Raw genomic sequence first — 12,532 nt, 5'->3', positions numbered from 1 at the left:
AGACGGCGTTCGGTTCCGGTTTGAGCAACAACGTGAAAATCAACGGCATCGCCCGCAAAGGCGAGACGAATTCAACGGTGGATCTGGAGCTGGTCGGTACGACAGGAACGCAGATCACAAACGGTTCGGTTAAAGATGACAATAACGTTATCTGGAACCTTCCGGTCACCGTGGTCATTGGCGTTGACGGTACCGTTACGGTAACGGCGACGTGCGCAAACAGTGGCGCTGTAGCGGCACAGGCTGGAGCCATCACCACGATTAACACACCTACCCGAGGCTGGGTGTCGGTTAACAACCCGACAGCGGCCACCGTGGGAACGCCAGCAGAAAAAGACTCAGAGTTGCGCATCAGACAAGGGCAGAGCGTGGCATTGCCATCCCTTACACCATTTGAGGGTGTGGACGGGGCAATCGCAAACGTTGCTGGCGTGACACGTCACAAGCTCTACGAGAATGACACTGGTTCTGTTGACGCTAACGGGCTTCCACCGCATTCAATCTCGGCAATTGTCGACGGCGGAGACGTTACCGAAATCGCTCAGACCATCAGGAGTAATAAAGGGCAGGGTACCGCAACCTACGGAACGACATCCGTCACGGTGCCGGATACCTACGGTAACCCGCATGTGATTAGTTTTTCACGGTCTACTGACGTTCCGGTATTCGGGAGCATCACACTGAAAGCCTTCACGGGTTACACCTCCCAAGTTGGGGCACAAATTCAGCAGGCCGTGGCGGACTACATCAACGGGCTGAAGATCGGCGAGTCGGTGCTGTTGAGCCGGATTTATTCCCCGGCGAACCTTGGCGTAGTCAGCGGAGGAAGCGCACGTTATTACGACATTCAGGAATTGCTGATTGGAATTGCGCCTGATGCGCTGGCGGCGGCCAACATCGTAATAGCGTATGACGCCGCGGCATCCTGCCAGCCGGAGAATATCGTTATCACGGTGGTCGCATGAGCAAATATACCGATCTGATTACTAACTATCACGCGACGAAACCAAAGTTCTTCGATCACATCGACTTGTCTACGCGACCGTTCATCGATGTTTCTGCCGCTATGTCCGGGCTAATCACTGCTTTTGACATTGATGAGGCTGTCGGCGTACAGCTCGACATCCTTGGCTTGTGGATCGGACGCAGCCGGGTAGTGAGTCAGCCTATAAGCGGCGTTTATTTCAGCTGGGATACTGACGGGCTCGGATATGATCAGGGGATCTGGCAGGGACCATTTGACCCTGACGATGGCTATACGACTCTGAGCGATGATACCTATCGCGTCATTCTGAAAGCGAAGATCGCTATCAACAACTGGGACGGTCGCAATGATTCGCTGCCGCCTATCCTCGATGCTGCGACGGCCGGCTCCGGCCTGCGTATGCAGATTGTCGACAACCAGGACATGACGATATCCGTCTGGGTGTTCCCGGAAACGGATATTGCTGATGTCTCTCTCGAACTGATAGCAGCTATCAGACAGGGCTATCTGACTGTAAAAGCCGCTGGTGTATGGGCTGGTGACGTTCAGACGCCATCAATAGAAACACCATCTGCGGGGACTAAATTTTTTGGGTTCGATCTGGATAACGAATACATCGGCGGGTTCGATGTTGGAGCATGGGAGAAGAAACTGTAATGGCTACAAACGATTTTAAACCGTTCGCCACTGGTGCCGGCGCTAACGTGACGTCTCAGGCGGACTGGGAATCACTTCCGGCGCTGCCGACTGGGTTCACGTCCGGGAAGGCGTCCAGTGCGCAGGTCAATAAAGCATTGCGCCAGCCATCAACGATCGCGGCAATGGTAGGGCAGTTTATTGCCAATGCGAATCTCGATGCGCTGGACAATGGTGATCTTGATACGCTCGTGGAAAACTTCACAAATTCGCTTATCGCAAACCTTGGTTTGGGAACGGCCGCAAATCGTGACGTTGGAACGGAGGCAAATCAGATCCCAGATATGTCCTCTTTTTTGACGAATATAAAAGCATCGCCAACTGGGCTTTATCACTATTTGCCCTCCGGATTACTCATCCAGTTTGGGAATATTGCCGCCTCGAGCGGTGACGTCACTACGACATTCCCGGTCGCGTTTCCTAATGCGTGTCTTAAGGTCATGGCGACACAGGCCTATTCAGCAGGATCGGGGAATATAGGGTACATTGCTGCCGCCCAAATCAGTAAAACACAAATGATTTCACGAGGCAGCTCATCCCAATTGGGCGGCGTTTATTTAGCGGTGGGGTTTTAATATGAGATATTCACCAGCAACAAACGGTTTTTATCCTGAAGAGATCGATTACGGTGATTCGCTACCGGGTGATGTTATTGAAATAACTGACGCGCTCTACGGAGAGCTTTTGACAGGTCAGGATAACGGTAAAGTAATAACTCCAAATGGTAGGGATTTACCATATCTTTCTGATCGCCCAGAACCAACGCATGACGAACTGATTTCAATGGCTAATGTCGAAAAGCAGCGGCGCATAGACCAGGCAAACGCGTACATGTACGGTAAGCAATGGCCGGGGAAAGCAGCGATTGGTCGCCTGGCGGGCGACGAACTGGCACAGTACAATCTGTGGCTGGATTATCTGGACGAACTGGAAGCTATTGATACATCGGCTGCGCCAGATATCACCTGGCCTTCTCAGCCTGCGGAATAATCTCATTATGGCGGTGTGCCAGATTTGTGTCATACATGGTAAATCGCCATCCCCTTTCTTACATCATGTGCCATTGAGTTGCCTGATGTGAATGCGGCAATGTGTATGTAAAACAGTAAGTTAAATGTGATTCTACTAATTCGTAATGCGAAGGTCGTAGGTTCGACTCCTATTACCGGCACCACTATTTAATCCATTAACATCCTTAACTCTCCATTTTTCCTTTAAATTCGTTGGATTAGGCGTTTTGTTTGTCCGCTTACATCCATCTTTAGCCGTTGCAATCCGAAATCAAAACGGGTATTTAATCGGGTATCTGAGTTTGAGGCGGGTACCTATGAAACTTAACGCACGACAAGTCGAGACGGCGAAGCCTGGTGATAAAGACTATAAGATGCCAGACGGTAACGGACTCTTTCTGCTGGTAAAAGCCAGCGGGGCTAAATACTGGCGTTATCGCTATACCTTCGCCGGTAAAGAAAAGTTGCTGGCGCTGGGAGTGTACCCGGCGGTTTCGCTGGCTGCCGCGCGGGAAAAACGTGATGAAGCGCGGAGGAATGTTGCCGCGGGTATCGACCCGGTGAAGGCAAAAGGTCATAGCGCCGCAGCCGCCGCGAACAGCATAACCTTTAAGGAGATCGCGACCGAATGGCATGAATTCAAAACGCCGCGCTGGTCCGCCGGTTACGCCTCCGACATTCTCGAAGCGTTATCAAAAGACATTTTCCCGGCAGTTGGCAGGTTGCCCGTCGCGGAGATCGAACCGGTTCAGATGCTGACGGCTCTGCGCAAAATAGAGGCTCGTGGCGCCACAGAGAAAGCGGCCAAAACCCGTCGGTGGTGCGGCGAGATTTTCAGTTACGCTGTTGCGACGGGGCGAGCGAAGTATAACCCGGTCAGCGAGCTTAACAGCGCCATGACAGGCCATCAGGGGGAATCTTTCCCGTTCCTGACGGCTGCGGAGTTACCAGACTTTCTGGTTGCAACTGAGAGCTATAAGGGAAGCCCGCTCCCGCGGCTTGGCGTGCAAATTATGATGCTGGCGGGGTTACGTACCTACGAGCTGCGGCATTCAAAATGGGCATGGGTAGATTTCGATAACAGGTTGTGGGAGATACCGGCAGAGTTTATGAAGATGGATCGCCCGCATCTGGTACCGCTGTCTGATCAGCTGGTTGTCCTGTTGAAAGAACTGCATAAACTGACCGGGCGGTACATCAACATGTTCCCCGGCAGGAATGACCCGTCTAAGGTCATGAGCGAGAACACGATAAATCAGATGATCCACAAGCTGGGGTATAAAGGGAAGGTAGTAGGGCATGGCTTCCGGCACACGTTCAGTACCATACTGAACGACAACGGCTTTGAATCTGACTGGGTAGAGATTCAGATTGCACACGTTGATAAAAACAAAATACGCGGAATTTATAACCATGCCCTGTATCTGGAGGGGCGTCGGGGGATGATGCAGTGGTACGCGGATTATATTGACCAGTTGCGGTTGATTTAAAGAAACTGTTTTTTCCACTCTTCAACCTCGCCGCGTATCCAGCGCGAGGTTCGGCTCCCGAGTTTTTTGGGCTTAGGAAACTCATTATTACTGATGCGCTCATAGATGCTGGATTTTTTCAGTCCTACAGAGCGCTCAACCTCTTTGATGGTGATCAGGTCAGTATCGGAGATAACCGGTGTCATAGAACGCCTCTCTTCTTCATGGCATCGAGCAGGATGTCCTGCACTGTTCGCTTTGAGTTGCGCCGCTCCATCACCATTTCATCCATAGTGTCGGCGGCAATAATGTGGTGAATGAACACCGGGCGGTTGTGTCCGGCCTGAATCTGCCGGGTTGGCCCGATGCGTTCGATAATTTGCTGGTACTGTTCCAGATCCCACCAGTGTGAGAAAAACACCAGTATGTTGCCGCCGTCCTGCATGTTCAGGCCGTGGCCTGCGCTGGCCGGGTGTGCGAACAGGACCGGGATTTTTCCGGCGTTCCAGTCGCGCAGCGTCTGTGGATCCTGGTCAAGGTGGCGACCGCGCGGGAATGCCTTGCGCAGTCGTTCAAGGTCGTGTTTCCAGTGGTAGGCCACTAGCACCGGTGCGCCAGCTGCTTCGGTCAGTATGCTGTCCAGCGCCTGCAGCTTCGTGTCATGCAGTTCTGACCAGTTTCCGGCATCGTCGGTGTACACCGCGCCACTGGCGATTTGCAGACACTTCACAGTTTTTGCCGCAGCATTCGGCGCTTCGATGCCCTCGCCGTTCAGCTCGAGGAACATTTCCTTTTCCATTTCGCGATACTGCTGGCATGCCTTCGGCGGCATGTCCACGCGGATCACGTTATGAATAGGCTCTTTGATATCGAACCAGTCGGCGGCATCGAGGGAGATTGTCACGTCAGCCAATGCGCGCTGTATCTCGTCCTGCGAGTGTGCGAACGGCTCCAGCTTCGTCCAGCTCTGCCCCGGAAACTGTATTGAGTTGAACCAGCGGGAAGTAAACGCGCCGTAGGTGCGCCCGAGGCGCTGCCCCTGGTCCACAAACCACGCCTGCCCCCACAAATCCACCAGGCCGTTCGGCGCTGGCGTACCAGTGAGATTCATCCAGCGCCGGACATGCTTATGCGCCACTTTGCCGAGTGCAGCCGCGCGCTTACCACCGCCGCGCAGCCGGAAGGATTTCAGCCGGGTGCTTTCGTCGGGGATAACGGTACCGAACGGCCAGCGGCCGCCCAGCTCTTCAACCAGCCAGACCAGATTGTCGTAGTTGATGGTAAACACGCTGGCGTTATTGTTCGCCAGCGCCGCGGCGCGTGCCTTGGCGTTTCCGACAATAGGCTGCACTTCTATATTGCGCAGATGCTCCCATTTCACCGCTTCATCCGGCCATGTGCTGGCAGCCACGCGCAGCGGCGCGAGAACAAGCGCGGGCTGTGTCTCCGCGCCTGCCATAAAGAGATCTTCCAGCGTGGTAAGTGTCGCCACGGTTTTACCCATGCCCATGCCTGCCCAGATGTTGCAGCGAAGCGTATTGATTTCGTGGTTAATGATTAGGTCTTGATAAGGGCGTGTATAAAATTTGATCATCTATGTGCCTGTGAGTGTATAATGCTCAAAAAAACTGGTAAGAGCTGCTATGGATATCTGGGATTTTGGGAAAGTATTTGTATTTGTTTTATTCGTTGTACCCGGCTTTATTAGTATTAAAGTGTATGAGGCTATACATCCCTCTGTTAAAAAAGAATCTTCTAAATTAATAATCGATGCTGTAGCTTATAGTTGTATTAACTACGGGATTTGGTTTTTACCTGCCTATTTTGCAGAGAAGTGTGACCTGTTTGTTTATTCTCCTTTTTTATATTATCTTCTGTATCTTTCTGTATTTTTAATATCACCGTTATTGCTTCCGGTGGTGTTGCACAAGCTAAGATTTTCTCGTTTTTTTAAAAGTAGATTGCCTCATCCGATAGGCAGGCCGTGGGATTTTTTCTTTAGAAATGCTCCTGCGTGTTGGGTCGTTATAACTCTTAAGGATGGCTCGAAAATTGGTGGGTTATATTCCGGTAATGCTTTTGCTTCAAGTAGTCCTGAACCAGAGCAGATTTATTTAAATGAAAGTTGGCATATTAATTCAGATGGGGGGGGGGGGTTGAACGACCAAAGGAACGAACATTAGGAGTTCTTGTTCTTGCTACTGATATTTTAACAGTTGAGTTTTATGCCTTTTAATATAAACACGGCAATGAGGAACCAAAGATAATGACAGATAATAAGAAGATAAATAATGGTGCATTGAACACCGACGGTTACCAACCGATGATGGAAGGGTACCAACCTAGAACTTCAAGCGAACGCCTTGCTATTAATGGTTATCAGCCACAAAATAGCGGCAGCACGGGGTTTTCTAACTCGCCTATAACGATGCAGCAGCAATCGGGGTCGTCAGAACCTGAGAAGCATGGGTATCAACCGCCATCACAAAGCCGTCCGGTTGCGCCTCCGCCTAAGAAACCATAAATTTAATTTTTAGCGTGGTTATCCGCGCTATATTACTCCCCCCAGATTTTTGCTATCCAGCACCACCACGGTAAATCCCAGCGCGCGCAGCCGTTCGTGCTCGCGCAGCTGGTCGGCGCGTGGTGATTTGCCGGGTGCCTTGCATTCAACGAAAACGAGGCGGCCACCGGGTAGCAGGACAATCCGATCCGGTACCGAGCGGCGACCGGGTGACACGAACTTAAAGGCGACCCCGCCAGCCTTTTTCACTTCGGCGACGAGGTGCTTTTCGATAAGGCTTTCACGTTCATACGCCATCGCTAATCGCCTTACGCTTATTGCGAATGTTTTGCATGATGCAGAAATCAGCACGGCGATCACTCCAGTCCTGATTGAGCTCGTTCCGTGATTCACGGCTGGCTTTTGCCCAGGCTTTCGCCGCCTGCTCGTAGTCACCGGTCTGTTCAATGCGGACAGCCTCACGCGCAGCCCTGTAATAAAGCGGACTGTCCCGATATTTAAATGACATAGGGTTAATCCTTACGGTAGTGATACGCCTCAAAGCCGCCAGCATTCAGCGGGATATCGGGCGCCCATTCGGGGTTAGTGGAGAGCAGCGCAGAAAGCGCCGTATCGTTGAAATCGTCAGTGTCCGGCGCTTCGGTGATCACTTCATCGTGTACCGTCAGCACAATGCTGTATCCGGCATCCTCAATCAGCGGCATGTTTCCGGCCAGAACGTCGCGGGCGGCTGCCTGGGTGACGTTCTCCACCAGCTTTCCGCCATAGGTTTTGAGCCGTTGCCATTTGCGCGAGTAGGAGTTAACACCCATATAGGTGATGTTTCCCTTCTCGATGGACGGGGACGGGTAGCATAGCGCGCGACCGGATGGCAGCTGAATGCGCAGCCATGCACCATCGCGACGGACTTTCAGATAGCCGCAGTACAGTGTCTTTTTGGGTGTGGCGATGGCGGCGCGGACTTTACGCTCGAGCTCGTACCAGAAATCGCAGGTCGCAGGATGCGCCCGGCGCCACAGACGTTTAAGCGAGTCGCAGGCAATAAAGACACGCTCTGACAGGCCGTAGGTCGCCTTTCGTTTAACCGATTCGTCGTACCAGCTTTTCGCCTCGCGAACCACATCGCGGGGGATATTCGGCAGCGCGGCGTTAGCCAGCTCGTCGAGGTCAAGGCCGTAGACCAGAGCGAAGGTCAGGAACGCCGCAACGCCACCACCAAAGCCGAGGCCGAGCTCCATAACCTTGCCGATCTGGCGCTGGTATTTATCCACATCGTTCGGAGAGATATTGAAAGCGCGAGCGTAGGCCAGTTTATAAAGGTCTGGCCCATGGCGTTTAAAATCTTTCGCTGCGGCGTCCCATACTGGCGCGCCGTTCTGGTCCAGAATCAAAGTGTCATAATCCCGGAACGCTTCCAGCTTCCACTGCTCACCGGCAAGCCAGGCCAGCTTGCGCCCTTCAATGTTCGACAGGTCGCTAACCACCAGCTTTTTGCCTGCGGGGGCCATAATGCAGCCGCGCAGCGCCGAGCTGGTTAACTCCATGATGTTATCGAACAGCAGATCGGCACATCCGGCTTTCAGCGCCTCGATGCCTTCGTCTATTTGTTCCTGCTTGAGGGAAGGGCGGGGCAGGTTCTGGGGCTGGAATAAGCGCCCGGCCCAGCGACCGGTTCGCGATGCACCGCAGAACTGCAGCGTGCCGCGCAGACGACCGTCACTGCTCACGCCCTTCATCAGCGATTTGTACTTACTGGTGCTGGTGGTGCTGGCCTGCAGGCGGATAGCCAGCAGTTCTTTCACCACAGACGGTAAATCAGGATCCGCGATGCGACGCTCCAGCGTGCTGCGCTGCATGTCCGGCAGCTCCACACCGTAGGATTCAACAATGTGTTTAATCAACGCATCGCGCTGTGTGGCTGCCTGCACTTCGCCGTCGGTCATCACCTGCGTGCGTTTCGCCAGGCGCTTTTGTTCCTGCTCCACCGCCTCGATTGCTGCCTGCGCGAGCTGCACATCCATACAAACGCCACGGTCATTAATTCGCTGGTCACGATACCATAGCGCCAGCTCAGTACCCTGATAATTCCACTTCGGCAGGCGCTTATGCACTTCGCGCATGGCCTCAATATCCAACCCGGCGTAAGCCACAAAGCGGCGCCATTCTTCCGGGTGGGTTTTGCTGGTAGCCCGGCGCAGTTTGCTGTTCTTTGGCCGTGGCTTGCAGAACAGCTGGATCAGCGCCTTACCTTCTTTATCCTTCGCCTTGTCCTGCGGAACGCCCAGCACTTCACAAAGTGCGCCCAGCGCACCGGGGAGGCCGTGCGCCAGCGCCTGCACCATGGTGTCACGCCAGCGGGTTACATCAGGTGCCAGCTCCGGCATGGCATTGCGCAGCACGGTGCGGTCAAAATGTGAATTGTGGAAATAAAGTAGGGTGTCGGGGTCAGCTATGGCTTTACGCAACCGGCTGGGGATTGGCTCACCAGCTGTTAAATCCCAGACGCTGACAGGGTCGTCATTAATGGCCCAGGCAAAAAGCATCACTTCGACGCCCTCAGCGTAGGCATGCGTCCCGTTCTTAATCGGTATATCGCAATAGGTTTCCAGGTCGCCCCATAGTATCCTTTGCATCAGAAGCCTCCGTAAGAAAGGAATATGTGCGTGTTTAAAAAAGGTGATAAGGCTATTGATGTTGCGAATGGCCAACAGATTGAGATCGTTGATGTGCGTCAGACAAAAATTGCAATAGCCGGTGATTTGAGTGAATACGGCTGTAAATACCTCACTGGTCCAGATAAAGGACACGTCAGGTATTTACCCGTGGCTAGGGTCAAGAAGTAATGCCCGGCGCGTGGCCGGGCGGGTAGGGTTAAATTAGCGCGTTGGCGTCAGCGCCTTCACTGATGTCATCAAAGTCGTTCGGTGCTGCCACACCACCGCCAGCGAATGCATCACCGTCTCGCAGGAACTGAACGCCGCTCAGCGATGCGTTGATGCGCTTACCGAAGTTGTTGTCCTGCGCCCAGATATCGACAACAGCGTTAACAAAGCACCCGGCGTACGGTCGGCCATCGGCCTGAATCAGCGCGGTACGGTCGCGATCGATAACGGTAGGGCGGGCTTTATTCGCCGCATTCAGGAAGAAGTTCCCCGGGAAGCCTTCGTATTCAGCTTTCTCGTCACCGTCGTGCAGGCAGATGTTGAGCTTCTTCTCCAGCTGGTTGTAAATGGTTTCCCACTTCTCGCCCCATTTTTCCTTCGCCACCTGCTTAAGCGCCTTGCGGATCTCATCCAGTTGCGGGTGCTTCGGATCCATCAGGAACACGGCAGAGAAGCGCGGGTCGCCTTCACCGTTAACAGTTTTAGCTTCGAACAGGGCAGGGAATGCCAGACGAACATTGTTCAGTTTAAGTTTCATGGGTATTTCCTTAATCAGATGAGGTCTGCGGCGAGCGCGTCGTCGGACACGTCGTCGAAATCGTTAACAGGGTTGATGACCAGCGCAGGGCGCGGGTCGGATTCAGGTGCAACGGAGGGCTTGCCGTCAGCGCGGGTGATCAGCGCTTCGACTTTCGTCCAGCGGCGGGGGCTGGCCTTCTTGATGAGCTTCTCGGCTTTGGTCGGGCTAATCAGCTTAAGGTCGAAAACCTCCTCAGTTTTATATCGGAACTGATCTTTCAGCAGCGCGCGGGCGGCTTCTTCATCGCTCCACGCCCGGTTACCCTGTTTGCCGGTGACCAGTTTGAAACCCGGTACCGGATGTCCGGCGTTGAGCTCACTGCTTACCCGGTCGCACACTGCTTTGCAAAAAGACTCAATCAGGCCCACCTGGCTGTAAATTTCTGCCAGCTGTTCAGCCGTCAACAGCGGAACACGTCCTGCTACTTCCGCCAGCTGCTCACCCACAGGTTTCGTGAGGTCTACAAAGTCGTCTGCAACAGCATTCAGTCTGGCCTGCGCTTCAGCTGCGCACAGGCCACCTTTCGCTTTGCAGAACCGGCACTGTTTTTCGCCTGGGGTGAAATTCTCCAGTGGCAGGGTTTCGACGCCTTCGCAATCGGCAATATTGAACATCACGATCACACTGGCGGCCGCTTCTTGAGCCCGTTCGCCGAACGCCTGGAGCTCTTCCACCGTCAGGGCCCACTCTGAAACGTGGTTAAGCCGCGGCTGGTGGATGAACAGGCGAACCGTCTCAAAGTCATACAACAGCCCGAACTGTTCCAGTGCGCCGAGGGCGTAGAGTTGAAGCTGTTCGTTCTGTTCAGCATCAACCTGCACCCCCCGGCCATATTTCAGATCGTGGATCTGCAGCTCGTTGCCTGCGATGATGACGGCGTCGGCGGTACCGAACGAATCCGGGATACCAACGATGTGCGAAAAGTCGACACGCTGTTCGACCATCAGCTCGTTACCCTGAGCCAGTGACCAGACGGTGTCCACGTAACGCAGCACGTAATCAAACATTTCAGCGTCGGCAGAATTAGGGTCTGCGCTACCGGCCAGGCGAGCATTAAGGATCTGCTCAGCCAGTGCGTGTGCGCGGGTACCTTCTTCGGCAAAAGCGCTGGTGCTGTCCGGTTGCGTGGCCTCCAGCGCCAGACTACCGGGGCAGCGCATCCACCGATGCGCCGCAGAAGGGGAAAGGCGTGCATGAACGTCCGGCATGATTAACCCTCCAGCGCCTTTTCAGCCTGGGCGACCACATCTGCGAGATCTTCGTCGGCAACTTCACCGAGTTTTTTCGCGCCCTGTTTTTCCAGAATGGCAACTGCTTCAGCGCGGTAACCGCCTTTTGCCAGCTGGAGGATTAGCCCCTCTGCCTGTTTACGCAGAGCCGCAAAATCAGGCTGGTCGTCAGATGGCTTATCGCTCGCCTTTTCTGCATCTTCTTTCAGTTGCAGATACTCAACCTTATTGATTTCGGTGTAGCCAGCATCGAGATGTGTTTTCAGTTCAGCTTTGGTGCTGAGCTCGCCAATTTTTCCGTCGTCGTGCTGGACGAAGAACGGGCCTTTGCGTTCCTGCTGTTTGGTTTTGCCGCCAGCCCTCTTCGGTTTAACGCCATCGCGTTCACCCGCTTTGGTGTCGAGCAGTTGTTCGGCAAATTCGCGGCGGGACCCAATAGTCGGCAGATCATCCCAGAAGCGAATAACGTGGCGAGCCAGGTCCAGCAGTGCTGGCTTGCTAAGATGGTTGGCGCGTTTCACCCCGCGTAATGCCATGTCCAGCGCATCGATCTGCACGACACGTGCGTCACCGGTGGTGTCGCGGTAGTCAATAGCGCGCTGCAACATCGTTAAGCCGAGGACTTGCGGTTCAGGGTAGAACACCGCCAGCGCGACCACATCGCCAAATTCCAGATCGTCCAGCGCAGGAACTCCGCCACCAGTTTCGGGGGCTGTCTCACGGTATTCCTGCACCTGCGCCACGGTGTCCGGGCGAAGCGCTACACCTGAAGCCAGTGCAGTAATGAGGCGCTCCAGCAGGGCGTTGTGCTGCGTCAGCAGCTTGTTATTAAGTTCGAGATTTGTTTCTAAGCTCATGGGGTTCATTCCTCAATCTTGACGAACTGGCCTTTGTCATTCAGGCGGTAAGGGGTGTTGGCTTCGATGCCGTTCTCGCCGACATAAGCCACTGCAATGCGAGTGCGATTTCCGTCATGCCATGGCACTGACGCGCAGCCGTTTTCACCCAAAACAATGCGCAGGACGCTACCGGCACAGGCCACTACAGATCCTTTACCTGATGCGGTGATTTGGGCGTCGTCGCCGGAGCTGCCGATTTGGGCGTCGTCGCCGGAGCTGCCGATTTGGGCGTCGTCGCCGGAGCTGCCGATTCGGGCG

Annotated in this window: 16 protein-coding genes and 1 pseudogene; 8 read left to right on the top strand and 9 right to left on the bottom strand. The window is 54.0% G+C overall.

The features are described from left to right. From GTGU_RS07130 to GTGU_RS07110, 5 genes are all read left to right on the top strand, one after another. The coding region (locus GTGU_RS07130; RefSeq protein WP_038155301.1) for a baseplate J/gp47 family protein at nucleotides 1-965 on the top strand (965 nt) is incomplete at its 5' end. Further along, complete coding sequence (locus GTGU_RS07125) at nucleotides 962-1,642, top strand: baseplate wedge 1 family protein (protein WP_038155298.1); 681 nt, start codon at nucleotides 962-964, stop codon at nucleotides 1,640-1,642. The genes GTGU_RS07130 and GTGU_RS07125, both read left to right, overlap by 4 nt. After that, complete coding sequence (locus tag GTGU_RS24415; protein WP_038155296.1) at nucleotides 1,642-2,256, top strand: gp53-like domain-containing protein; 615 nt, start codon at nucleotides 1,642-1,644, stop codon at nucleotides 2,254-2,256. The genes GTGU_RS07125 and GTGU_RS24415 overlap by 1 nt, the downstream gene beginning before the upstream one ends. A gap of 1 nt (nucleotide 2,257) precedes the next feature. After that, nucleotides 2,258-2,671: a tail fiber assembly protein gene (locus GTGU_RS07115; protein WP_038155293.1), complete on the top strand. Its 414-nt coding sequence runs from the start codon at nucleotides 2,258-2,260 to the stop codon at nucleotides 2,669-2,671. Nucleotides 2,672-3,008: 337 nt separating this feature from the next. Further along, the gene (locus tag GTGU_RS07110; RefSeq protein WP_038155290.1) at nucleotides 3,009-4,181 is read left to right on the top strand and encodes a tyrosine-type recombinase/integrase; all 1,173 of its coding nucleotides are present in this window, start codon (nucleotides 3,009-3,011) and stop codon (nucleotides 4,179-4,181) included. Here the strand turns inward: GTGU_RS07110 and GTGU_RS07105 are convergent. Then, a complete protein-coding gene (locus GTGU_RS07105) occupies nucleotides 4,178-4,366 on the bottom strand; it encodes a helix-turn-helix transcriptional regulator (RefSeq protein ID WP_038155287.1) in 189 nt (62 codons plus the stop codon). The two genes, GTGU_RS07110 and GTGU_RS07105, sit on opposite strands and share 4 nt — an antisense overlap. After that, a complete protein-coding gene (locus GTGU_RS07100) occupies nucleotides 4,363-5,754 on the bottom strand; it encodes an SNF2-related protein (RefSeq protein WP_038155286.1) in 1,392 nt (463 codons plus the stop codon). Before GTGU_RS07100 ends, GTGU_RS07105 begins: the two co-directional genes overlap by 4 nt. A 49-nt stretch (nucleotides 5,755-5,803) precedes the next feature. Here GTGU_RS07100 and GTGU_RS25675 point away from each other — a divergent pair, with 49 nt between their 5' ends. Then, a complete protein-coding gene (locus tag GTGU_RS25675; protein ID WP_156964087.1) occupies nucleotides 5,804-6,343 on the top strand; it encodes a DUF6338 family protein in 540 nt (179 codons plus the stop codon). 83 nt (nucleotides 6,344-6,426) lie between these two features. Then, nucleotides 6,427-6,684: a hypothetical protein gene (locus tag GTGU_RS25670; RefSeq protein ID WP_156964085.1), complete on the top strand. Its 258-nt coding sequence runs from the start codon at nucleotides 6,427-6,429 to the stop codon at nucleotides 6,682-6,684. Between the two features lie 27 nt (nucleotides 6,685-6,711). Here GTGU_RS25670 and GTGU_RS07095 read toward each other — a convergent pair whose 3' ends face one another. From GTGU_RS07095 to GTGU_RS07085, 3 genes are read right to left on the bottom strand one after another with little or no spacing between them, the layout of a single operon-like run. Beyond that, nucleotides 6,712-6,981, bottom strand: a complete 270-nt coding sequence (locus GTGU_RS07095) for a PDDEXK family nuclease (RefSeq protein ID WP_038155284.1) — start codon at nucleotides 6,979-6,981, stop codon at nucleotides 6,712-6,714. After that, nucleotides 6,971-7,192: an ANR family transcriptional regulator gene (locus GTGU_RS07090; RefSeq protein WP_038155282.1), complete on the bottom strand. Its 222-nt coding sequence runs from the start codon at nucleotides 7,190-7,192 to the stop codon at nucleotides 6,971-6,973. The genes GTGU_RS07095 and GTGU_RS07090 overlap by 11 nt, the downstream gene beginning before the upstream one ends. 4 nt (nucleotides 7,193-7,196) lie before the next feature. Continuing rightward, nucleotides 7,197-9,317, bottom strand: a complete 2,121-nt coding sequence (locus tag GTGU_RS07085; protein ID WP_038155281.1) for a bifunctional 3'-5' exonuclease/DNA polymerase family protein — start codon at nucleotides 9,315-9,317, stop codon at nucleotides 7,197-7,199. Between the two features lie 30 nt (nucleotides 9,318-9,347). Here GTGU_RS07085 and GTGU_RS07080 point away from each other — a divergent pair, with 30 nt between their 5' ends. Next, the gene (locus GTGU_RS07080; protein ID WP_038155280.1) at nucleotides 9,348-9,527 is read left to right on the top strand and encodes a hypothetical protein; all 180 of its coding nucleotides are present in this window, start codon (nucleotides 9,348-9,350) and stop codon (nucleotides 9,525-9,527) included. Between the two features lie 28 nt (nucleotides 9,528-9,555). Here the strand turns inward: GTGU_RS07080 and GTGU_RS07075 are convergent, their stop codons facing one another. The 4 genes and pseudogenes from GTGU_RS07075 to GTGU_RS26045 all read right to left on the bottom strand — a co-directional run. Then, the gene (locus GTGU_RS07075) at nucleotides 9,556-10,104 is read right to left on the bottom strand and encodes a DUF2815 family protein (RefSeq protein WP_038155278.1); all 549 of its coding nucleotides are present in this window, start codon (nucleotides 10,102-10,104) and stop codon (nucleotides 9,556-9,558) included. A 14-nt stretch (nucleotides 10,105-10,118) separates the two neighbouring features. Then, nucleotides 10,119-11,354, bottom strand: coding sequence for a DUF2800 domain-containing protein (locus tag GTGU_RS07070; RefSeq protein ID WP_038155276.1), 1,236 nt, complete (start codon nucleotides 11,352-11,354; stop codon nucleotides 10,119-10,121). Nucleotides 11,355-11,356: 2 nt separating this feature from the next. After that, complete coding sequence (locus GTGU_RS07065) at nucleotides 11,357-12,232, bottom strand: hypothetical protein (RefSeq protein ID WP_038155273.1); 876 nt, start codon at nucleotides 12,230-12,232, stop codon at nucleotides 11,357-11,359. A gap of 5 nt (nucleotides 12,233-12,237) precedes the next feature. Continuing rightward, nucleotides 12,238-12,532: pseudogene (locus GTGU_RS26045) on the bottom strand (protein YdhT); the annotation flags it as partial.

This window comes from Trabulsiella guamensis ATCC 49490 (assembly GCF_000734965.1).
Taxonomy (GTDB): domain Bacteria; phylum Pseudomonadota; class Gammaproteobacteria; order Enterobacterales; family Enterobacteriaceae; genus Trabulsiella; species Trabulsiella guamensis.
The sequence above is the reverse complement of the archived record's forward strand: the minus strand, read 5'-3'. Positions and strand labels throughout refer to the sequence as shown.